General features: G+C 37.0%; 22 protein-coding genes. All 22 read left to right on the plus strand.

Annotated features, from left to right (window positions below):
- Nucleotides 1-113 precede the first annotated feature (113 nt).
- Complete coding sequence (gene rpsB, locus RVS70_RS06840) at nt 114-860, plus strand: 30S ribosomal protein S2 (protein WP_026680922.1); 747 nt, start codon at nt 114-116, stop codon at nt 858-860.
- A 95-nt stretch (nt 861-955) separates the two neighbouring features.
- A complete protein-coding gene (gene tsf, locus RVS70_RS06845; protein WP_321132770.1) occupies nt 956-1840 on the plus strand; it encodes a translation elongation factor Ts in 885 nt (294 codons plus the stop codon).
- A gap of 101 nt (nt 1841-1941) precedes the next feature.
- Complete coding sequence (pyrH, locus tag RVS70_RS06850) at nt 1942-2664, plus strand: UMP kinase (RefSeq protein WP_026680924.1); 723 nt, start codon at nt 1942-1944, stop codon at nt 2662-2664.
- 2 nt (nt 2665-2666) lie between these two features.
- Nucleotides 2667-3215, plus strand: coding sequence for a ribosome recycling factor (gene frr, locus RVS70_RS06855; protein WP_026680925.1), 549 nt, complete (start codon nt 2667-2669; stop codon nt 3213-3215).
- A 208-nt stretch (nt 3216-3423) separates the two neighbouring features.
- Complete coding sequence (locus RVS70_RS06860; protein WP_026680926.1) at nt 3424-4194, plus strand: isoprenyl transferase; 771 nt, start codon at nt 3424-3426, stop codon at nt 4192-4194.
- A 14-nt stretch (nt 4195-4208) separates the two neighbouring features.
- A complete protein-coding gene (locus tag RVS70_RS06865) occupies nt 4209-5015 on the plus strand; it encodes a phosphatidate cytidylyltransferase (RefSeq protein ID WP_026680927.1) in 807 nt (268 codons plus the stop codon).
- Nucleotides 5016-5121: 106 nt separating this feature from the next.
- A complete protein-coding gene (gene rseP / locus RVS70_RS06870; protein WP_026680928.1) occupies nt 5122-6387 on the plus strand; it encodes an RIP metalloprotease RseP in 1266 nt (421 codons plus the stop codon).
- 352 nt (nt 6388-6739) lie between these two features.
- On the plus strand, nt 6740-11026 hold the full coding sequence (locus tag RVS70_RS06875; protein ID WP_121605217.1) for a PolC-type DNA polymerase III: 4287 nt from the start codon (nt 6740-6742) through the stop codon (nt 11024-11026).
- Nucleotides 11027-11338: 312 nt separating this feature from the next.
- Nucleotides 11339-11809, plus strand: a complete 471-nt coding sequence (gene rimP, locus RVS70_RS06880; RefSeq protein WP_321132771.1) for a ribosome maturation factor RimP — start codon at nt 11339-11341, stop codon at nt 11807-11809.
- 15 nt (nt 11810-11824) lie between these two features.
- Nucleotides 11825-12922: a transcription termination factor NusA gene (gene nusA, locus RVS70_RS06885; RefSeq protein WP_026680930.1), complete on the plus strand. Its 1098-nt coding sequence runs from the start codon at nt 11825-11827 to the stop codon at nt 12920-12922.
- 13 nt (nt 12923-12935) lie between these two features.
- Nucleotides 12936-13217 (plus strand): RNase P modulator RnpM, encoded by a 282-nt coding sequence (rnpM, locus tag RVS70_RS06890; RefSeq protein ID WP_026680931.1) that lies wholly within the window; start codon nt 12936-12938, stop codon nt 13215-13217.
- Nucleotides 13207-13506, plus strand: coding sequence for a YlxQ family RNA-binding protein (locus RVS70_RS06895; RefSeq protein WP_121605216.1), 300 nt, complete (start codon nt 13207-13209; stop codon nt 13504-13506). Before rnpM ends, RVS70_RS06895 begins: the two co-directional genes overlap by 11 nt.
- A 19-nt stretch (nt 13507-13525) precedes the next feature.
- A complete protein-coding gene (infB, locus tag RVS70_RS06900; RefSeq protein ID WP_281949084.1) occupies nt 13526-15676 on the plus strand; it encodes a translation initiation factor IF-2 in 2151 nt (716 codons plus the stop codon).
- Nucleotides 15673-15951 (plus strand): DUF503 domain-containing protein, encoded by a 279-nt coding sequence (locus RVS70_RS06905; protein WP_026680934.1) that lies wholly within the window; start codon nt 15673-15675, stop codon nt 15949-15951. The genes infB and RVS70_RS06905 overlap by 4 nt, the downstream gene beginning before the upstream one ends.
- A gap of 41 nt (nt 15952-15992) precedes the next feature.
- On the plus strand, nt 15993-16334 hold the full coding sequence (rbfA, locus tag RVS70_RS06910) for a 30S ribosome-binding factor RbfA (protein ID WP_026680935.1): 342 nt from the start codon (nt 15993-15995) through the stop codon (nt 16332-16334).
- 79 nt (nt 16335-16413) lie between these two features.
- Nucleotides 16414-17307, plus strand: coding sequence for a tRNA pseudouridine(55) synthase TruB (gene truB / locus RVS70_RS06915; RefSeq protein WP_121605214.1), 894 nt, complete (start codon nt 16414-16416; stop codon nt 17305-17307).
- A gap of 21 nt (nt 17308-17328) precedes the next feature.
- Nucleotides 17329-18273 (plus strand): bifunctional riboflavin kinase/FAD synthetase, encoded by a 945-nt coding sequence (locus tag RVS70_RS06920; RefSeq protein WP_026680937.1) that lies wholly within the window; start codon nt 17329-17331, stop codon nt 18271-18273.
- A gap of 126 nt (nt 18274-18399) precedes the next feature.
- The gene (gene rpsO / locus RVS70_RS06925; RefSeq protein WP_026680938.1) at nt 18400-18669 is read left to right on the plus strand and encodes a 30S ribosomal protein S15; all 270 of its coding nucleotides are present in this window, start codon (nt 18400-18402) and stop codon (nt 18667-18669) included.
- Between the two features lie 171 nt (nt 18670-18840).
- The gene (gene pnp, locus RVS70_RS06930; RefSeq protein ID WP_026680939.1) at nt 18841-20964 is read left to right on the plus strand and encodes a polyribonucleotide nucleotidyltransferase; all 2124 of its coding nucleotides are present in this window, start codon (nt 18841-18843) and stop codon (nt 20962-20964) included.
- Nucleotides 20965-21103: 139 nt separating this feature from the next.
- Nucleotides 21104-22048 carry a polysaccharide deacetylase family protein gene (locus RVS70_RS06935; protein ID WP_026680940.1) on the plus strand — a complete coding sequence of 315 codons (945 nt, stop codon included), beginning with the start codon at nt 21104-21106 and terminating at the stop codon, nt 22046-22048.
- Nucleotides 22049-22087: 39 nt separating this feature from the next.
- On the plus strand, nt 22088-23311 hold the full coding sequence (locus RVS70_RS06940) for a pitrilysin family protein (RefSeq protein ID WP_321132772.1): 1224 nt from the start codon (nt 22088-22090) through the stop codon (nt 23309-23311).
- 454 nt (nt 23312-23765) lie between these two features.
- Entirely contained in the window at nt 23766-24008 is a 243-nt protein-coding gene (locus tag RVS70_RS06945) for a YlmC/YmxH family sporulation protein (protein ID WP_026680942.1), read from the plus strand.
- The last annotated feature ends 208 nt before the right edge of the window (nt 24009-24216 follow it).

The raw sequence follows: 24216 nt of genomic DNA on the forward strand, positions 1-24216 counted from the left end.
GAGCAAGTAATAAATACACACGTTTAGTGATTTGTAAATGTGGTGCCATGTAAATGGTCTGTTTGCAAAAATGATCTAAACGGAGGAAAAAAACCATTTAGGAGGAATTTTTAATGTCAGCAATTTCAATGAAGCAATTACTTGAAGCTGGTGTACATTTTGGACATCAGACCCGTCGCTGGAATCCAAAGATGAAAAAATACATCTTTACAGAGCGTAACGGAATTTATATCATTGATCTTCAAAAAACAGTGAAGAAGGTTGATGAAGCGTACAATTATGTAAAGGATGTTGTAGCTGATGGTGGTACAATCCTTTTCGTAGGTACAAAAAAACAAGCACAAGACTCTGTGCGTGATGAGGCAACTCGTTCTGGTATGTACTATGTAAACCAACGTTGGTTAGGTGGTACACTTACTAACTTCCAAACAATTCGTAAACGTATCAATCGTTTGAAAGATATCGAACGTATGGAAGAAGATGGCACATTTGAAGTGTTACCTAAAAAAGAAGTTGTTAACTTATTAAAAGAAAAAGATCGCCTAGTTAAATTCCTTGGTGGAATTAAAGAAATGAATAAACTACCTGATGCATTGTTTGTCATTGATCCACGTAAAGAACGAATTGCGATTGCAGAGGCGCATAAATTAAATATTCCGATTATCGGAATTGTGGATACAAACTGTGACCCTGATGAAATTGATTATGTAATTCCTGCAAACGATGATGCTATTCGTGCGGTGAAACTTTTGACTTCAAAAATGGCAGATGCTATTTTAGAGGTGAAACAAGGGGAAGAAACAGAAGAAGTGCAAGAAGAGCAACAGGAAGCAACCGATTCTGAAACAGAACAAGAGTAATCAATTGAAAGGTGAGGGTGATAAGAGGATAAGAGCCTTTTATCACCTTTTTTAAAGAACGAGATACTACATTGATTATCCAAAGGAGGATTTTTATGGCTATTACTGCAAAAATGGTAAAAGAATTACGTGAAAAAACTGGCGCAGGTATGATGGATTGTAAAAAAGCGCTACAAGAAACGGACGGAGATATTGAGAAAGCAATTGATTATCTTCGTGAAAAAGGAATTTCAAAAGCAGCGAAGAAGGCTGACCGAATTGCTGCGGAGGGTTCAACGTACATTGAAATAGACGGTAATAAAGCAGTTCTTTTAGAAGTTAACTGTGAAACAGATTTCGTAACCAAGAATGATCAGTTTAAACAATTACTTTCTGATTTAGCAAAACATTTACTTAATCGTAACCCTGCAACGCTGGAAGAAGCGTTGCAACAAGAAATGGATGGTAGTGGAGACACTGTAGAGAATTACATTAATTCTGCTGTTGCAAAAATTGGTGAGAAATTATCGCTACGCCGTTTTACAATCTTGTCAAAAACAGACAACGACGCATTTGGTGAGTATTTGCATATGGGTGGCCGCATCGGTGTATTAACGCTACTAGAAGGTACAACAGACGAGCAAGTAGCGAAAGATGTTGCGATGCATGTAGCAGCAGTAAACCCTCGTTATGTATCACGTGATGCTGTATCTGATGAAGAGGTAAACCATGAGCGTGAAGTATTAAAAGCTCAAGCTTTAAATGAAGGTAAGCCAGAACATATTGTCGATAAAATGGTTGAAGGACGCCTTGGTAAATTCTTTGAAGAAATTTGTTTATTAGAACAAAGCTTCGTTAAAGATCCAGATCAAAAAGTGAAAAAATATGTAACGGATAAGGGCGCATCTGTACAAACATTTGTACGATATGAAGTTGGCGAAGGTATGGAAAAACGTGATGAAAACTTCGCTGATGAAGTAATGAGCCAAATTAAAAAATAAATGGTAGGTCAATAGGGAGCACAATAGTTGTTCCCTATTTCTCCATCTATCCCCAAGTGAACAAAACTACAAAACAATATCAAATTTCTATGGAGGTTATTATGACAACAGCTCGTTACCGTAGAATCGTACTTAAATTAAGTGGAGAAGCTTTAAGTGGCGAACAAGGATATGGCATTGAACCTAAAATTATTCAGTCTATCGCTAATCAAGTGAAAGAAGTTGCCGAGTTAGATGTTGAGATCGCAATCGTCGTAGGTGGTGGAAATATCTGGCGAGGCAAGGTTGGTAGTGAAATGGGTATGGATCGTGCTACTGCTGACTATATGGGAATGTTAGCAACAATTATGAATTCTCTAGCACTTCAAGATGGACTGGAAAATATGGGTATACCTACTAGAGTACAGACATCAATCGAAATGCGACAAGTGGCTGAGCCATACATAAGGAGAAAAGCAATTCGTCATTTGGAGAAAAAACGTGTTGTCATTTTTGCTGCCGGTACAGGAAATCCTTTCTTTTCAACTGATACTACTGCTGCTTTACGCGCAGCTGAAATCGAAGCTGAAGTAATCCTTATGGCTAAGAATAATGTAGATGGCGTATATACAGATGATCCAAAGGTTAATAAAGATGCGCAAAAATATGAAAATCTATCTTATATGGAAATGCTGAATGAAGGACTAGGAGTTATGGATTCTACTGCTTCCACATTATGTATGGATAATGATATTCCATTAGTTGTTTTTTCTATTATGGAAGAAGGAAATATTAAACGAGTAGTCCAAGGAGATAATATTGGAACTACGATAAGGGGGAAATAAAGATGTCTGAAGGTATTATGAAACAAATGAAAGAAAAAATGGAGCAAGCAGTTCAAGCATTCTCGAAAAATTTAGCAACTGTTCGAGCAGGTAGAGCAAACCCTAATTTGTTAGATAGTGTATATGTTGATTATTATGGTACATCTACACCGTTAAATCAGTTAGCTTCCGTAACGGCACCTGAGGCGCGTTTATTGGTTATTACACCGTATGATAAATCCGCCATCTCCGATGTAGAAAAAGCAATTCAAAAAGCCGATTTAGGATTATCACCTTCTAGTGATGGGAATGTGATTCGCATTAATATCCCAACACTAACTGAGGAACGCAGAAAAGATTTAGTGAAAGTAGTTGGAAAATACGCGGAGGAATCTCGTGTGCAAGTAAGAAATATTCGTCGTGAAGCCAATGATCAATTGAAAAAAGACGATAGTCTGCCTGAGGATGAATTACGAGGTGCCCAAGATGAAGTTCAAAAGGTAACCGATAATCATATTGCAAAAATAGATCAACTTGCTAAAGATAAAGAAAAAGAAATTATGGAAGTTTAGTCTAATACCGTGTAAAATAAGATGTATAAGCCCTCTTGTTTAAGGGGGCTTTTGTATTCTTACGCCAAAATCGTTATAATATAAAATGATTTGGTGATATAATGATGATTTATCCAGAATGGACTGGCATATAATCAATGCGGTTTACATATAGATGATAGTTGTAGAATCATGATATGGATAATCAACAGCATTCGGAGGACAAAAAATGTCAATTAGACTTCCTTTTATAAAAAATAAACAAAAGACATCGAACGATAAACAAATGGAGATGGAGACCGAGAACATCCCCAATCATGTAGCCATAATAATGGATGGAAATGGAAGATGGGCTAAGAAACGTGCCCTACCAAGAATTGCAGGTCATAAGGAAGGGGTTAATTCAGTAGTAAAAGTAGTGCGAGCTGCTTATAAGTCGAACATAAAAGTACTAACCCTTTATGCTTTTTCAACTGAAAATTGGAAAAGACCTAAGCCTGAAATAGAATATTTGATGAAGTTGCCGAAAGAATTCCTACATATTCATTTACCAGAGTTAATGGAGAAAAATGTTCGAATTCAAACAATTGGAGATTTTGAATCTTTGCCTACGCATACGAAAAAAGCTGTTCAATACGCTATTGATAAAACAAAGGGTAATGATGGATTATTGCTTAATTTTGCTTTAAACTATGGAAGTAGAGATGAAATAATGCAAGCGATAAAACAGATTATGACAGATATTGATGGTTCCAAACTAAGCATTGATTCATTGGATGAACAAATCTTCTCTAAATATCTATATACGCAGGGATTAAGTGATCCGGATTTATTAATTCGTACAAGTGGCGAACAACGACTAAGTAACTTTCTTTTATGGCAGTTAGCCTATACCGAATTCTGGTTTACCGATGTCCTTTGGCCAGATTTTTCGGAAGAAGTATTTCAAGAAGCTATTCAAGAGTATCAGCAACGTCAACGACGCTATGGCGGAATTTAAGGTGAGGAATTGCGATGAAACAAAGAATTATTACAGCCATTATTGCACTAATTATATTTGTGCCCTTTGTCATTATCGGAGGGATGCCTTTTCAACTTTTGGTTTATGCAATGGCCACAATTGGCTTTGTTGAATTGATAAGAATGGGTAAAATTTCCAAATATTCCATTCCATCCATCTTAGGAATTGGATTAGTGTGGTTAATTTTGATGCAAGAGAGTAATACAGATTTAACTCCTTTAGCTTGGTTTACAAAGTCAGAAGTCATTATGCTAATGGTACTACTCTTATTATCGTATACGGTACTCGTTAAGAACAAGTTTACTTTTGATCATGCTGGAGTAGTGCTTTTATCAGCTATTTATGTAGGAATGGGATTTTATTATTTAATTGAAGCGCGAGTTGGACCTGAAAGCACCGACGCATTAGCAACGATACTTTACGTATTTCTTATTATTTGGGCAACAGATACAGGTGCATATTTTTTTGGACGAGCATTCGGTAAACGGAAGCTTTGGCCAAAAATCAGTCCGAATAAGACGGTTGAGGGTGCGCTAGGAGGCGTTTTTTTAGCAATTGTTGTTGGCGTGATCTTTCAGGCTATTCATCCAATAGAAGATTCATTTCTAGCAATTATTAGTGTATCTCTATTGGCATCCATTTTTGGTCAAATTGGTGACTTAGTCGAGTCCGCATTTAAACGTCACTATGAAGTAAAAGATTCAGGAAATGTATTACCAGGACATGGAGGTATATTAGACCGGTTTGATAGTTTATTGTTTGTAATGCCTATATTACATTTGGTTGGTTTTTTTAACTAAACAATGCAGGCAATAAATATTTGTAGGATGTCTATAATATACTAGTATAGGTAAGAATTCACAGATAAAAGGTTATTAATTTATCCCCTAAAGGAAGGTGCTTTCTTTGAACACAGTTATCGCTTTTATATTCATGTTTGGCTTACTCGTGTTTATCCATGAATGGGGCCATTTAATTTTTGCAAAACGCGCAGGTATGCTCGCTAGAGAATTCGCGATCGGCTTTGGTCCGAAAATATTTGCTTTTACTAGAAATGAAACTGTATATACAATACGGCTCCTTCCAATCGGTGGATATGTCCGAGTTGCTGGAGAGGATCCAGAAATTATCGAATTGAAACCAGGCCACCATGTTGGTCTTGAATTTAACGATGCAGGAAAAGTAAATAAGATTATTGTAAATCATAAATCGAAGCACCCAAATGCTCGTATTATTGAAGTAGAACATGCGGACTTAGATCACAAATTACGAATTGAAGGCTATGAGGTTGATGAGCAAGACGAAAAACTTAGCTTCGAAGTCGATCCGAAGGCATTTTTTGTAATGGATGAAAGAGAAACGCAAATCGCTCCGTATGATCGTCAATTTGCCTCCAAAACGATAGGTCAACGTGCTATGCAGCTTTTTGCTGGTCCTATGATGAATTTTGTTCTTGCAATTGTTATCTTTTTAATACTTGGACTTATTCAAGGAGTTCCGGTTGAAGAGGCAAAAATGGGGCAAATACAACCAGATAGCCCTGCTCAAGAAGCAGGTATGAAGAGCGATGATGAGGTTATCAAGATAGAAGATCAATCGGTTTCAACGTGGAAGGAATTTACTTCCATTGTAAGAAAGAACCCTGGGGAAGAACTAGATATTGTTGTACTTCGTAATGGGGAAGAAGTTCCATTAACGATTGTTCCAGCAGAGGTGCCTGGACAAGAAGGTCAAGGTTCATATGGACAGATCGGAGTATACCAAGGGTTCGAGAAATCGGTTCTCGGCACAATAACATATGGTTTTACGCAAACATTTGAAACAACAAAATTAATAGTAACTAACTTAGCCATGCTAATTACTGGACAATTACCAATTGAAACACTATCAGGACCTGTTGGTATATATGATGCAACAGATCAAATTGTTCAAACTGGATTTATGAACTTTTTAATGTGGACGGCCATGCTAAGTATTAACTTAGGAATCGTCAATCTAGTTCCACTTCCAGCTTTAGATGGAGGGAGACTGTTATTTGTAGGAATAGAAGCTGTGAGAGGGAAACCAATCTCTCCAGAAAAGGAAGGATTGTTTCATTTCGTCGGTTTTGCTTTGCTCATGCTTCTTATGATCATTGTTACATGGAATGATATTCAGGAATTATTTCTATAGTGGCTACCGTGGTAATCAAAAATTTTGAGCAAAAGTCCAAGCTCCCGTAGCGACTGGAGCGAGTCAGCTAGGATAAAGGAATCGAGCCGATGACGCCTTATCGTATTGCGATTCGTGAAGTCGCCTAGCTGGACGCGGCTCAACACGCCCATAATTACCCACATAGGCTAATTTTATAATTTCCTAGACAACAAGAAAACCCTTGTCAAATAAGTGTTGGCAAGGGTTTCCACTATGTAAAAATGAATGATTGGTCAATACAGTGATGGTTCACTATAATTAATGTATGAGATGAATGATCCCTTCCTGAAGGTTATTCTTTCTAGTAAGGGTGAGGGGTAGGAGGATGAAAATGAATATCTCTAAAAAAGAAAAGATGGATGTACTTTTAAAACAATTGGATATTACTCAGGAGCATCTCCCATATTTTGAGAATAGCTATTTAGATAAATTGGAAGTGTATAAACAGTCTAAAACATGGCATTTTCATATTAATACAGAACAAGTGCTACCGTGGGAAGTATACCAAGTGTTTGAAAGTAAACTGCGTAACAGCTTCCAACAAATTGCAGAGGTAGACATTTCTATTGTTACGAATGAAAAATCTTGTGATACGGATACGACAGTAAAATATTGGAAGCACTTTATACAGTCACTTACAAATTTGTCTCCAGCATATAAAGAAATGGTGCAAAATCAAATTCCTCAAATTCAAAATAATAACATCATTTTAACAGCTAGGAATGAAGCTGAAGCTACTGCACTGAAAAAACGACTTGAAACAACCTTTAAAAGTTATTGCCAAAAAACTGGGCTACCGTTGTATGCAATGCAAATGGAAGTAAAGACGGAGGAAGCTGATTTTCAGAAATTTAAGGAACAAAAAGCTTTAGAGGATCAACAGCTAGTACTAAAAACCGTACAAGAAAAAGAAAAGCGGGATCAGAACAACGGACAAAATGATAATAAGCCACTTATGCTTGGATATAAAATTCAGGATGAACCGATAAGAATGGAAGAAATCCAAGAAGAGGAACGGCGAATAACCGTTCAGGGCTATATATTTTCATCCGAAATACGTAAGCTACGTTCTGGTAGAAGCTTGCTGATAATCAAGGCCACCGACTATTCCGATTCTCTTCAAATCAAAATGTTTTCCAAAGGCGATGAGGATGCAGAGAAATTTGAAGCAGCTAAAAAGGGGATGTGGATTAAGGCGAGAGGGAGTATACAAACGGACATGTATACGAATGAATTGGCCATGATGGCTAATGATATTCAGGAAGTGAAAGTAGCACCTCGTATGGATGATGCGCCGGATGAAGAAAAAAGAGTGGAATTACATGCTCATACAACAATGAGCCAGATGGATGCAGTCGTATCGCCAGCAAATTTGATTGGACAAGCTGCAAAATGGGGTCATAAAGCAGTTGCTATTACAGATCATGCAGGTGTACAAGGCTTTCCAGATGCGTATGCAGCAGGCCAAAAGAATGGAATTAAAGTGTTATATGGTGTTGAAGCAAATTTAGTAGATGATGGCGTGCCAATTGCCTATAATGAAAAGAATCTTGACTTAGAGACAGGCACATACATTGTATTCGACGTGGAAACAACGGGTCTTTCGGCAGTATATGATACAATCATTGAATTAGCTGCTGTGAAAATTCATCAAGGTGAGATCGTTGATCGATTTGAATCTTTTGCTAATCCACATCATCCCTTGTCTCAGACAACTACAGATTTAACAGGAATTACGGATGAGATGGTACAAGATGCACCTGAGGTGGAAGATGTATTAAAAGATTTTCATAGCTGGATGGGGAACGATATATTAGTAGCTCACAATGCTAGTTTTGATATGGGATTCTTAAACCAAGGATTTAAGAAAATAAATTATAACAAAGCGAATAATGCTGTCATTGATACATTAGAGCTTGCTAGATTTTTATTCCCACAATTGAAAAATCATCGTTTAAATACGTTATGTAAACATCTGGATATTGAGCTTACTCAACATCACCGAGCTATTTATGATGCAGAGGCAACAGGTTATTTGTTATGGAAGTTAGTGCAAGCATTACTAAAAAAAGAAATTACGAATCATAATCAATTAAATAATCACATGGGTGAAGGAAATGCATATCAACGATCACGTCCTTTTCACTGTATTTTACTTGCGAAGACTCAAGAGGGTTTAAAGAATATATATAAATTAGTATCTCATGCACACATTGATTATTTCTATCGAGTTCCTCGAATTCCTAGATCTTTATTACAAAAGTATCGGGAAGGTATATTAATTGGTTCAGCATGTGATCAAGGTGAAGTATTTGAAACAATCATGCAGAAGTCCGAAGAAGAGGCGGAAAGTGTAGCGGAATTTTATGATTATATAGAAGTGCAGCCACCTGCTAATTACACCCATTTAATCGAGAAGGACCTTGTGCAAAACGAAGCACAGATCTTAGATATTTTAAAGAAACTAGTAAAGTTAGGCGACAGAATCGGAAAGCGAGTAGTTGCAACTGGAAATGTCCATTATCTTCATGATCATGATCAGGTATATCGCCAAATTTTAGTTGCTTCACAAGCAGGAAATCCATTAAATCGAGTAACATTACCTAAAACACCATTCCGTACAACAAATGAGATGCTGAAAGCTTTTCACTTTTTAGGAGAAGCGAAAGCGAAGGAAATTGTAGTTACTAATTCGGCTATGATTGCTGAGGAGATAGAAGACATTTCCCCAGTAAAGGATGGATTATTCACACCAACGATTGAAGGCGCTGATCAAGAAATGAGAGATTTGTGTTACACGCGTGCGAAAAAAATTTACGGTGATCCAGTTCCAGAGATTGTAACCAATCGTTTGGAAAAGGAATTGGAAAGCATTATTGGTCACGGTTTTGCAGTTATCTATTTGATTTCTCATAAACTGGTTAAGAAATCGTTAGATGATGGTTATTTAGTTGGATCACGTGGTTCTGTTGGTTCTTCCTTTGTGGCTACAATGACAGAAATAACTGAAGTCAATCCTTTACCTCCACATTATGTATGTGAAGCTTGCCATTATAATGAATTCATAACGGATGGTTCTGTAGGTAGTGGTTTTGACTTACCTGATAAAACATGTCCAAATTGTGATAAGCCATTAACGAAGGATGGTCAAGACATACCATTTGAAACGTTCTTAGGATTTAAAGGAGATAAGGTTCCAGATATTGATTTAAACTTCTCAGGTGATTATCAGCCCCGTGCTCACAATTTTACAAAAGAGCTGTTCGGAGTAGATAATGTTTATCGAGCTGGGACAATTGGTACGATTGCAGAAAAAACTGCTTATGGGTATGTGAAAGGTTTTGCATCTGATAAACAACTTGTTTATAAAAATGCGGAAGTAGATCGATTAGTGCAAGGATGTACAGGAGTGAAGCGTACAACTGGGCAACACCCAGGTGGTATCATTGTTGTGCCAGATGATAAAGAAATATTTGATTTCACTCCAATTCAATTTCCAGCAGATGATCGGAATAGTGAATGGCGAACGACACATTTTGACTTTCACTCTATCCATGATAATTTATTAAAGTTAGATATTCTCGGACACGATGATCCGACAGTAATTAGAATGCTTCAAGATCTTAGCGGAATTGATCCGAAAACAATACCAACGGATGATCCTGATGTGATGACTATATTTTCAGGACCAGAAGCACTTGGGGTTAACGCAGAACAAATTAATTGTAAGACGGGCACATTAGGAGTTCCAGAATTTGGAACAAAGTTTGTTCGGCAAATGCTAGAAGATACGAAGCCTAATACGTTTGCAGAATTGGTAATTATATCGGGACTGTCTCACGGTACAGATGTATGGCTAGGAAATGCTCAAGAATTGATTAATGATGGTATTTGTAAGTTACCTGATGTAATTGGTTGCCGCGATGATATTATGGTGTATTTAATGCATAAAGGACTTGATGCTTCGCTAGCGTTTAAGATCATGGAATTTGTTCGTAAAGGTAAGGGGCTTCAAGATGATTGGATTGCTGAAATGAAAAAACATGATGTACCAGACTGGTATATTGAATCATGCAAAAAAATTAAATATATGTTCCCTAAAGCACATGCTGCTGCATATGTGTTAATGGCAGTGCGAATTGCATATTTTAAAGTTCATCATCCGATTTTCTTTTATGCCGCTTACTTCACGGTGCGTGCAGATGACTTTGAATTGGACACAATGATCAAAGGCTCTAATGCGATACGTAATCGTATTGAGACGATCACAGCAAAAGGAAATGATGCTTCGCCTAAAGAAAAGAATTTACTAACCGTACTCGAATTGTCATTAGAAATGTGCGAAAGAGGCTTTTCATTCAAAAAAGTGGATTTATATAAATCGAGTGCTTCTGAATTTATTGTAGATGGTGATGCGCTCATTCCTCCATTTAATGCTGTGGATGGATTGGGTACTAATGCTGCAATAAATATTGTAAAGGCTAGAGAAGAAGGAGAATTTTTGTCAAAAGAAGATTTAAGAGAACGTAGCAAAATTTCAAAAACAGTTTTGGAGTATTTGGATAATCACGGCTGTTTAGAAGGAATGGCTGAGAAAAACCAATTATCACTATTCTAGTGTAATTCTGTTGGCTGAGCTTCTCCATTTTAAGTTTATTTGGGGGTTGTAATGGATATACTATTCCTACATGCACGTAAACTTGCGTCGTATTTATCCATATGATATACTTATTTTGGTAAGTAATGATACGAACGTTTTTAAAGAGTGGGTGACAGCCCACTCTTTCTTCATACCTCTACTTTGCTCAATGACTTCCCTTGCCACTCCTTACGGCAGGGGTTTTATATTGATGGAGGCAGTTCACTCAAATGAAATAGGAATGATTTGTTCATACTAGTAAGTAAACAACAGCATAAAGGAGGATATGTATTGAGTTCTCAAGTAACTAAGACAACGGAAGAGCTAGTTCTACCTATTCTAGAGAAAAAGAACTTAGAGCTTGTCGATATTGAGTATGTGAAAGAAGGAAAAAATCGTTTCCTTCGAGTTTATATTGATAAAAATGGCGGAGTAGATATTTCAGAATGTGGAGAAGTGTCTGAAGAGTTGAGTGAAAAGTTAGATGAAACCGATCCAATATCGGAAGCTTACTTTTTGGAAGTATCATCTCCAGGAGTAGAACGTCCATTAAAATCAAAAGAGGACTTCGAGAAACATATAAATAGCAATATTTATGTAAAGCTATATGAGCCCGTAGATGGCGAGAAGTCATATGAAGGAGTTCTCAAGCGTTTTGTAGATGATGTGCTAACGATAGAATATAAGGTGAAAACACGCAAATTAACAGTAGAAATACCGTATAGTAAAATAGCAAAGGCTAGACTTGCTGTAACGTTCTAAAGGGGGAAAAGAAAAGTGAGCACGCAATTGTTTGATGCAATTGATTATTTAGCAAAAGAAAAAGGTATTGATAAGGACATTCTATTGGAAGCGTTAGAAGCTGCTTTGATTTCTGCATATAAGAAAAACTTTAAATCAGCTACAAACGTACGTGTGGAACTAAATGAAGAAACTGGGAAAATGGGCGTTTTCTCTAGAAAAACGGTTGTCGATGAAGTAGAAGATACACAGCAAGAGTTATCATTAGAAGAGGCAAAGAAAATTAATCCTAATTATCAGGTTGACGATGTCGTAGAGGTAGAAGTAACACCAAAAGACTTCGGAAGGATTGCTGCCCAAGCCGCCAAACAGGTCGTAACACAACGTGTTCGCGAGGCAGAGCGAGGTGTGATTTTCTCAGAGTATTCAGACCGTGAAGAAGATGTAATGACGGGAATTATTCAACGAAAGGACGCACGCTTCGTTTATGTGAACCTTGGAAAAATAGAAGCTAAACTTGCTGAGGCTGAACAAATGCCAACGGAGGAATATTATATTCATGACCGAATCAAGGTTTTTGTGACAAAGGTTGAAAATACAAGCAAAGGCCCACAAATCTATATTTCAAGATCACATCCAGGGTTATTAAAACGATTATTTGAAATGGAAGTTCCAGAAATCTATGACGGCATTGTCGAAATCAAGTCCGTTGCTAGGGAAGCAGGAGACCGCTCTAAAATATCTGTTTACGCGCCAGATCCAGAAATTGATCCGGTAGGTTCATGTGTTGGACAAAAAGGCCAGCGTGTGCAAGCAATTGTAAACGAATTAAAAGGAGAAAAAATTGATGTAGTAGAATGGTCTGAAGATCCAACAGTATATGTTTCAAATGCGTTAAGCCCATCTAAAGTTGTTGAAGTATTAGTGAATGAAGAGGAAAAAGCGACAACTGTCATTGTTCCTGACTATCAATTATCATTAGCTATTGGCAAGCGTGGTCAAAATGCGAGACTTGCTGCTAAGCTCACTGGATGGAAAATTGATATTAAAAGTGAGTCCGAAGCACGTGATGAAGGCTTATTGGATGAAGCGGATGAGACTTATTCCGACAATGAGGAAAGCTTGTTTGAATAAGGGGGATCATTAAATGACAAAACAAAGAAAGATACCTACACGTAAATGTGTAGTAACAAATGAAATGATGCCAAAAAAAGATTTAATTCGAGTTGTGCGTAATAAGGAAGGGGAAGTGTTTGTAGACCCCACTGGTAAAAAAAATGGAAGAGGCGCATATGTATCAAAGGATTTGGATGTTATTGCAAAGGCAGAAAAATCAAGTGTCCTTAGTCGCCATTTAAATGCTGACATCGATGCTAGCATATTTGAAGAACTTAAAGCGCTGATAACAGGTAAGAATCATGAAAAGTAATTATTTAAATTTGTTAGGTCTTGCTCATCGAGCAGGTAAGTGTGTACTTGGTGAAGATGCAATACTTAAAGAAATTCGATCCAATCGGGCAACACTAGTATTGTTAGCGAACGATATAGGTCCGCAAACACGAAAAAAATTAACGGATAAATGTAAAACCTATGAAATTCCATATGTCATAGTGGACGACAGAGATACGATATCGAAAGCTATTGGCAAAGCCCAAAGAGTAGCCATTGCAATTATAGATGCAGGGTTTGCTGCGAAGTTCAAATCGTTACTCGGGTAATAAATTCGGGGGTGAACGTATGAGTAAAATGCGTGTATATGAATATGCAAAACAAAATAATACATCAAGTAAGGATGTAGTGACATTTTTGAAAGGGATTAATGTAGAGGTTAGTAACCATATGTCTACTATTTCTTCAGATGTTATAGCGAAACTAGATAATCATTTTAAGTCAGATAATAAATCACAGGCTTCAATGAAATCCGACAAGTCAGCGGAACAACGTAGCGATAAAACGGAACATAAAGGTAAGAAGGAGAACAAAGGGAAATCCAATCATAATTCTCCACAACAAAACAAAAAGAACCATCAGAATAATAACAAACCAAATAAACAGCAAAAATTTCAAGGTAAAAAAGGTAAAAAGGGTAAAGGAAATAAGCCCGTTGGGAATTCACAACCAGTTAAAAAGGAGACACCTAAACACATTACCTATCATAATAAGCTAACGGTAAGTGAATTGGCCGAGAAATTAAATAAAGAAGCGTCAGAAATTATTAAAAAGCTAATGTTCCTTGGCGTAATGGCAACGAAAAACCAAGATTTAGATGATGATACTATTGAATTAATCTGCGCTGAATTCGATGTAGAAGTTGAAAAGGAAATTATCCTTGAGGATACGGATTTCGATAAGTATATTGAGGAAGATAAGCAAGAGGATTTAATTGAAAGACCAGCTGTTGTAACGATAATGGGGCATGTGGACCATGGGAAAACGACGTTATTAGATTCTATCCGCCATACGAAAGTGACTGCCGGGGAAGCAGGTGGGATCACACAGCATATTGGTGCGTATCAGGTTGAAAACGATGGCAAGAAAATTACATTTCTCGATACTCCTGGTCATGCCGCTTTCACAAGTATGCGTTCAAGAGGTGCTCAAGTAACGGACGTAGCCATCTTAGTAGTTGCTGCTGATGATGGAGTTATGCCACAGACTGTTGAAGCAATTAACCATGCAAAAGCTGCAGAAGTTCCAATTATAGTAGCAGTTAATAAGATGGATAAAGAAGGCGCAAACCCAGATCGGGTTATGCAGGAGCTCACAGAATATGAATTAATTCCTGAAGATTGGGGCGGAGATACGATCTTTGTTAATCTTTCAGCTATAAAGGGTGAAGGTATTGACGAACTACTCGAAATGATCGTTCTCGTATCAGAAGTAGAAGAACTAAAGGCAAATCCACATACAACAGCATTTGGTACTGTGATTGATGCACAGCTTGATAAAGGACGAGGTTCTGTTGCTACATTATTAGTCCAGAATGGTACATTGCATGTTAGTGATTCGATTGTTGTAGGTAATACACATGGACGAGTACGTGCAATGGTTAACGATCTAGGTAAGCGAGTTAACAATGCTGGACCGTCTACACCGGTAGAAATAACTGGTTTGAATGATGTTCCGCAAGCTGGTGATCAATTTCTTGTATTTAAAGATGAGAAAAAAGCTCGTCAAATTGGTGAAGCACGTCAGCAAAAGCAAATACAAGAAAATCGTGGTGAACAAACGAAGGTTAGTCTAGATGACTTGTTTGAACAAATCAAACAAGGAGATATGAAGGAAATAAACATTATTATTAAAGCAGATGTACAGGGTTCTGCGGAAGCACTTGCCTCTTCGTTACGAAAAATTGAAGTAGAGGGAGTAAATATTAAAATTATTCATACCGGTGTTGGTGCCATTACTGAGTCTGATATTATCCTAGCAGCAGCATCTAATGCTATCGTAATTGGCTTTAATGTTCGTCCAGATGCGAATGCGAAAAAAGCTGCTGAGTCAGAAAAAGTAGATGTTCGTTTACATCGTGTCATTTATAAAGCAATTGAAGAAGTAGAGGCAGCAATGAAAGGGATGCTTGATCCTGAGTTTGAAGAAAAGGTTATTGGTCAAGCGGAAGTAAGAGAAACATTCAAGGTATCTAAAATTGGTACCATTGCTGGAAGCTATGTAACTGATGGTAAGATTACAAGAGATGCTGGAGTACGCTTAATTCGTAATGGAGTAGTATTATTTGAAGGTGAAATAGCTGCCCTAAAACGCTTTAAAGATGACGTGAAGGAAGTGGCACAGAATTATGAGTGTGGTGTAACGATTAAAAACTTTAATGATATTAAAGAAGGCGATATTATTGAAGCATTTGTAATGGAGGAAATTGAGCGTACATGATCATTTATGCTGAAGTTGAGTGCATGATGTATGAAGGGAATTCGTTAAAGCAGAAACGTTCTGTCATTAAGCGTTTAATTGCAAAATTAAAAAATGACTATAATGTTGCAGTTACTGAATTGGATTATCATGATCTTTGGCAGCGAACGAAACTTGGAATTGTTACTATTTCCAATGAGCAGAAGCATGCGGAACAGATAATTCAAGGAGTAATAAACGTAATTGATTCATATACTGAACTTGAGCGAACTATTACCGAAGTAGAACGAATTTAAAGTCTCTTGTTCTGCAAGGAGTTATACATGAGGTGATTGAATTGGCTGATTTACGTGCAAATAGAGTAGCCGAACAGATGAAAAAGGAATTAGGTGAAATTCTTACTCGAAAAATCAAAGATCCTCGAGTAGGTTTTGTTACTGTAACGGATGTTGAGGTTACTGGAGATTTACAACAAGCAAAAATATTTATATCTGTTCTTGGGGATGAAAAGCAAAAGCAAGATACATTACTAGGTTTAGCGAAGGCCAAGGGCTTTATTCGATCAGAAATTGGCCATCGTATTCGGTTACGAAAAACACCTGAACTCATGTTTGAGTTTGATGAGGCTTATGAATATGGTAATCGTATTGAAACAATCCTTAGGGATTTGAATAAGTGATGATTGCAAAAATCTGACCTATTTATAAATAGGTCAGATTTTTCCCTTCATGTACAGAAAATAAACGGAGGTTTTTTAAATGGATGGAATCCTGCCATTGTGGAAGCCAAAAGGCTTGACATCTCATGATTGCGTCTTTAAAATACGTAAATTATTTCATACCAAAAAAGTAGGTCATACAGGTACCCTTGATCCGGATGTTGAAGGGGTACTGCCTATTTGTATTGGACAAGCAACCAAAATTGTTCCTTTTTTAACGGATACTAAAAAAACGTATATTGCCAAGTTAAAGCTCGGACAAGCAACAGATACAGAGGATGCAACAGGAAGAGTCATCGAGGAGAAAGAGGTAGTATATCGTCCAAATGTGCAACAAATAGAAGAAGTATTACCCTCATTTCTAGGGGAAATCGAACAAGTTCCCCCCATGTATTCTGCTGTTAAGGTAAATGGTAAGAAGCTTTATGAATATGCACGCGCTAATGAGACAGTTGAAAGACCAATACGACATGTATATATCTATGAGCTCATGCAACTTTCTGAAGATGAGCAACAGCAAGATACAATCTCTTTCAAAGTGATCTGCTCGAAAGGAACGTACATTAGAACTCTATGTGTGGATATTGGAAAAGCATTGGGTTACCCTGCACATATGGCTGAGTTAACTAGAGAGGCAACCGGTGCTTTTTCAAAGAAAAATACCGTGACATTTGCTACAATAGAGGAGGCGGTCAGAAATAAAAAGGAAGCCGATCTTCTGCAGCCGATCGAACAAGGACTTTTACATCTTGATTGCTTACGTGTCGATCGAGATACAAAACAGAAAGTACTCCATGGTCAAAAACTGCAGTACACGTATAAATTAACGACAAATCCATTTACAGTAATGTATCAGGATGAATTGTTGGCAGTCTATCAGATCCATCCTGACAACCCTGAAATGATGAAGCCAATTCGTGTTTTTAGCAGATAATAAAAGTGTAGGTGAAGCAATATGCGAACATTTGAATTAGAGTATCCACATGCATTAGTTTTTAACGAGCTACCAGAAACCGTAACAGCCATTGGTTTTTTTGACGGAATACATTGTGGACATCAGCGGGTGATCCAAACAGCTGTATCTGAAGCAAAAAATAGAAATATGGAAAGCGCAGTTATCACTTTTTTTCCTCACCCTTCTGTTGTATTAAAAAAAGATGCGCAACACGTTAAATACATAACACCATTACGTGAAAAGAAGGAAATTCTGAAGCGGCTTGGAGTAGATAGACTCTATATTATTAAATTTAATAAAGAATTAGCTTCTTTATCTCCTCAAGGTTTTATAGATCATTTTATAAAGGGATTGAATATAAAGCATGTTGTAGCAGGGTTTGATTTTTCCTATGGACATAAAGGGAAAGGAAATATGGAAACGATTAAAGAGCATGCGGCTGATGCATTTTCGTATACTACGATTAGCAAAGTAGAACTAGATAATGAGAAAATTAGCTCAACAAGAATACGGGAATGCTTAAAAAAAGGTCAGATAGAAAAGGCGAATGAACTCTTAGGCAGACCATTAATCGTAGATGGTATTGTTATTAAAGGGGAACAGAGAGGAAAAGCGTTGGGTTACCCAACAGCGAATATCGACACAAATCGTGATGCACTGTTGCCGAAAACCGGTGTCTATGCGGTGAAAATAATCTATAAAAATGAAAGGTATGAGGGTATGGCGAGCCTTGGAGTGAATCCAACCTTTACACCAGATTTGCTAGAGCCTGTCCTTGAAGTGAACATATTTGATTATAACAATGATCTCTACGGTGATGAGCTTCTTGTGGAATTTCATGCATTTATTCGAGAAGAACAAAAATTTGCTGGAGCCGCACAGCTTATTAAGAAAATCGCAGAGGATGAGGTGAAAATTCGCAATTATTTCGCTAAGAATTGTTGATCAATCCCCTTGCATTTTCCTGAAAAAAAGTGTACGATTAAAAACGTAAAACCATCGCTTGGCAATACGTAACTCCGACGATTGCTAGGGGAATGGGGCTAAAAAGATTATTAGGAGGTGAGCCAGATGGCTATTACACAAGAACGTAAGAATGAAATTATCAATGAATACAAAATTCATGAGAGTGATACTGGTTCTCCAGAAGTACAAATTGCTGTACTTACTGAAGAAATTACAACACTAAATGAACATTTACGTGTTCACAAAAAAGACCATCATTCACGTCGTGGTCTTTTGAAAATGGTTGGTAAACGTCGTAATTTACTTAACTATCTTCGTAAAAAAGACGTTACTCGTTATCGTGAATTAATTAAAAATCTTGGCCTACGCCGATAGATTTAAAAAGCAGGAGAAATCCTGCTTTTTTTTCTACATTGGAAGAGCATGTCATTTGGTAATGAGCCGTTCTTATGAAGTTCCACTTTTTTACCTACATAAAATTTACAATCATGCTTATAAACTATAAAATGAGTGGTAGAATGTTTATTGAAAGGAGTACTATAACTAATGGCAGATGACAAACACCTATTTTCTACAGAAATTGCCGGTAAGAAGTTTACCGTCGAAATAGGAGAATTAGCAAAACAAGCAAATGGTGCATGTATGATTCACTATGGCGATACTGCTGTGTTATCCGTAGCAACGGCATCAAGTGAACCAAAAGATTTACCTTTTTTCCCGCTTACTGTAAATTATGAGGAGCGCTTGTATGCAGTTGGGAAGATACCTGGAGGATTTATCAAGCGTGAAGGAAGGCCAAGCGAAAAAGCAATCCTTTCTTCTCGATTAATTGATCGCCCTATCCGACCTTTATTTCCGGATGGATTCCGTAATGAGGTTCAAGTAATTAGTACAGTCATGAGTGTGGATCAAGATTGTCCATCAGAAATCGCAGCAATGATTGGCTCATCCATAGCATTGAGCGTTTCTGATATACCATTTGCAGAACCAATCGCTGGTGTTAATGTTGGTCGAGTGGATGGGAAATTCGTTATTAATCCAACGATTGAACAGGAAGAACTAAGCGATATTGAACTCACTGTTGCTGGTACTAAGGATGCTATCAACATGGTTGAAGCTGGAGCAAAAGAAGTACCTGAAGAAGTAATGCTTGAAGCAATCATGTTTGGACACGAAGAAATAAAACGATTGGTGACGTTCCAAGAAGAGATTGTACAAGCAGTTGGTTTAGCTAAACAAGAAGTAATCTTATTTGAAATAAAAGATGAGATTGCTGAAAAAGTGGAAGCAGAAGCGAAAGAAAAATTGTTAGCAGCAATTCAAGTGAAAGAAAAACATGCAAGAGAAGAAGCAATTAGTGCTGTGAAAGATGCGATCATCGAAGGCTATGATGAAGAAGATAAAGACCAAATTAAACAAGTAAAAGCGGTTCTTGATAAAATAGTAAAAGAAGAGGTCCGTCGACTTATTACAAAAGAGAAAATACGTCCTGATGGTCGAAAGATTGATGAAATTCGTCCATTATCCTCTCGTATTAATGTTCTACCTCGTACACATGGATCTGGTCTGTTCACTCGTGGCCAAACACAAGCTTTAAGTGTTTGTACGCTTGGTGCATTAGGAGATGTCCAAATTCTTGATGGACTTGATTTGGAAGAGTCTAAACGCTTTATGCACCACTATAATTTTCCGCAGTACAGCGTTGGTGAGACTGGACCAATTAGAGGACCAGGACGTAGGGAGATTGGTCATGGTGCGTTAGGTGAGCGTGCTTTAGAAAAAGTGGTTCCTTCTGATAAGGAGTTTCCTTATACGATACGGCTTGTTTCCGAAGTTTTAGAATCAAATGGATCTACATCTCAAGCCAGCATTTGTGCTTCGACACTAGCTATGATGGATGCAGGGGTACCAATTAAAGCACCAGTTGCTGGTATAGCGATGGGACTTGTTAAATCTGGAGAAGACTATACTATTTTAACTGATATTCAAGGTATGGAAGATGCATTAGGAGATATGGATTTTAAGGTAGCTGGGACAGCACAGGGGGTAACAGCCTTACAGATGGATATTAAAATCGACGGATTATCCCAGGAGATTTTAGAAGAAGCATTAAGCCAGGCGAAAAAAGGACGGATGCAGATACTTGAATCCATGCTTGCGACAATTGGGGAGCCTAAAAATGAACTCTCTGAATACGCTCCAAAGATCCTTACCATGAGTATTAATCCCGATAAAATCCGTGATGTTATAGGACCAAGCGGAAAGCAGATTAATCAAATCATTGATGAAACTGGCGTTAAAATAGATATCGAACAAGATGGAAGTGTGTTTATATCATCAACGGACGCAACTATGAACGAAAAAGCCAAAAAAATCATCGAAGACTTAGTGAGAGAAGTTGAAGTCGGTCAAATGTATCTTGGTAAGGTAAAACGAATTGAAAAATTTGGTGCATTTGTTGAATTATTTAAAGGAAAAGATGGCTTAGTGCATATTTCCGAACTGGCAGAGGAAAGAACAAATAAAGTAGAAGATGCTGTTTCCATTGGTGATGAAATTATGGTGAAAGTAAAAGAAATTGATCATCAAGGGAGAGTTAATCTTTCTAGAAAAGCTGTTATAAAAGAAGAACGTGAACGTAAAGAAGCAGCTGAAAAATCAAAATCATAAGAGTCTTAAACAAGAAGCTGGCGTACCAGTTTCTTTTTATTTTGCTATTATTATTCTGTCAAACAACTGGTACGTTTGGCAAATTAATCATACCTTGTCCCTTCCTTTCATATAAATGAAAGCAAAGGGGGACTTAGCTATGCACCGATTCCGTCATATGATCCATTTCTTTGTATTTATCATTTTAGTCGGTTTGACTTTTGATATACAAAAGAGTCCTGTTACCATTACAGAAACATCTGAAATAATGGAAGCAGTAAAAACAGAGGATTCATTATACAAGGAGATAGAAATGAAAGCTGAGAAGTATAATGAATCACCTGAAGATGCATATATTGATAACGTCTGGAAAAAAACACCAGGAAGAAATGGTTTGAAAGTAAATATTGACAAATCTTATAAAAAAATGAAAGAAACTGGTACTTTTGACGAATCCTTATTGGTGTATGATCAAGTATCTCCAGAAGTTTCGTTGGATGACCTTCCAGCATCACCAGTTTATCGTGGTCATCCGAAGAAAAAAATGGTGGCTTTCTTAATAAATGTATCGTGGGGGGAAGAATATATTCCAGACATATTATCTACGTTAAAGGATCATAATGTAAAGGCTACATTTTTCATAGAAGGAAAATGGGCTAAAAAACATGCAGATCTCGTTAAAATGATCCATGAACAAGGACATGTTATTGGTAATCATGCGTATAATCATCCAGATATGGCAAAAATGAATTATCAAAGCATAGTTGATCAGATCGTTCAAACGAATGATATTATTAAGGCAATTATTGGTAGTAGTCCAAAATGGTTTGCACCGCCAAGCGGAAGTTTTAATGATCAAGTAGTGAAAGTGAGTCATCAATTACATATGAACACCATTCTCTGGACGGTAGACACAATTGATTGGAAGAACCCTTCTGTTTCTGTTATGCTTAATCGAGTAAATGAAAAGATTCATCCAGGTGCGACAGTATTAATGCATCCAACTGCTGCTACTGAACGAGGATTAAATTCGCTTATAACTTCCATAAAAGATAAAGACTTAAAAATTAGTACAATAGAAAAGCTTTTAGATGCAAAAAGGTAGCATTGGTATGTATTATCTACACACATAGGAGGAAATGCATTGATAGAAAAACATACTTGTAAAAATGGCTTACGCGTAGTATTAGAACCTATTCCTGCTGTAAGATCTGTAACAGTAGGTATATGGGTATTGACAGGTTCACGAAATGAATCAATAGCGAATAATGGTATTTCACATTTTTTAGAGCATATGTTCTTCAAAGGTACAATAAACCGTTCACCTCAAGATATTGCTGAAGAATTTGATGCAATAGGTGGACAAGTAAATGCTTTCACATCTAAGGAATATACCTGCTTTTATGCAAAAGTATTAGATACACATAAGGATAAAGCATTAGAGATTCTTGCAGATATGTTTTTTAATTCAACATTTGATGAAGAAGAAATGGAAAAAGAAAAGAAAGTTGTGTATGAAGAAATAAAAATGTACGAAGATACTCCAGATGATATCGTGCACGACTATTTAGCAAGAGCTTCGTATGGAAATCATCCTCTAGGTTTTCCAATCTTAGGGTCGATGGATCATGTAAAATCCTTTACACCTGATGAATTAAGAAATTATATGAAAGAAAGATATACTCCTCAAAATGTAGTAATCTCGATCGCGGGTAATGTGGATTCATCTTATCTCGAGGCGGTAGAAGGTTATTTTGGTAATTATCAAACAGACCATTCACCATCCTTACTTACAAAACCAGCATTTGTAAGTGAAAAGCTGATACGACAAAAAGATACAGAACAGGCGCATCTTTGTATGGGATATAATGGCTTGGCAGTTGATGATGAAAATATTTATAGTTTAATTATTATGAATAACGTTCTAGGTGGAAGTATGAGTTCCCGACTGTTTCAGGATGTCCGTGAAAAACAGGGATTAGCATACTCTGTTTTTTCCTATCATTCCTCCTTTATCGATAATGGATTGTTAACTATATATGCTGGTACAGGGAAAGATCAGTTAGACAAATTAACAGAAATAATTGAAGGAACTATTGCTACGTTTAGTAAAAACGGTTTAACGGATAAAGAATTACAAAATAGCAAAGAACAGCTGAAAGGTAGCCTGTTATTAAGTCTAGAAAGTACGAATAGTAGAATGAGCCGTAATGGTAAAAATGAGTTAATATTACAGCAGCATCGTAGCTTAGATGAGATGGTTCAGGTGATTGATGAAGTTTCGCATGCTTCTATCCATCAAGTGATGGATAGTATATTCCAGCAGTCTCCTTCTATAGCCTTAATTGCTCCAGATACTGAGAATTAACTCACTAGAAAAAAGTATTATTATTTTTTCCCGCATATAACTTGGCAGTAATACCACCACTTCAAGCAATAAAGTGAGACACTTTTGGTAATTGGGGATCGACTGCCAGTAAATGTCCGATGGTTCAAAGGCCTTTAGGTCATATCCTTGTGGTACTAACAATCCGTGTGGGATAAAACAAAACCCCCACGGATTGAAGTTTCACTTTATACAAAACAGAAATGGAACGGAAAGAAGTTGCTTGTCAAGCATCAGAGAAATGGCATATACGTAGCTATAGCAGCTAGTTGGCAAAGCGTCTTTTTCTGTTCCGTGTCTGTTGGAGCAAGGTGATTTTCGATTTTCACTTTTGGGTATAAATGGTAGATTCTCTATAAGCTGTTCGCCTATGGAAACATAGGTGTTTTTTTTGTGCATATATATGTTATAAAGCTTGATTGGAGGAGATATTTTTATGCGCTATAAAGATATAAGTGGTAAGGAGATTGTAAATGTAAATGAAGGGTCACGTTTAGGAATACTTGGTCAAACGGATTTAGAAATAAATGAAACTACAGGACAAATTGAATCATTTATTATACCAAATTATAAATGGTTTGGATTAAAAAAAGAAGGAGAGGAAACAAAGATTCGTTGGAGTGCTATTAAAAAGGTTGGTGAGGACATGATTATAATTGATACAGAAAAATTAAATTAATGTTTTTTATAAGTTAAGAAAGTATAAAATCAGTGCAATGACTGCGTTAAGCCAAGTAGTTATTTTGAAATGTTTGATGTCTATTGGCAATGCTCCGACTAATTACTTCGCTTTCCGCGGGCACGGCCTCAACTAACTTTGCAAAGAAGAACACGTTGCAAAGTGGATTTTCGGCTCGCGCTAATCCCGCAGGAGTCTACGTAATTAG

Origin of the sequence: Virgibacillus sp. M23, assembly GCF_034190895.1 — a bacterium.
GTDB lineage: Bacteria > Bacillota > Bacilli > Bacillales > Amphibacillaceae > Virgibacillus > Virgibacillus salarius.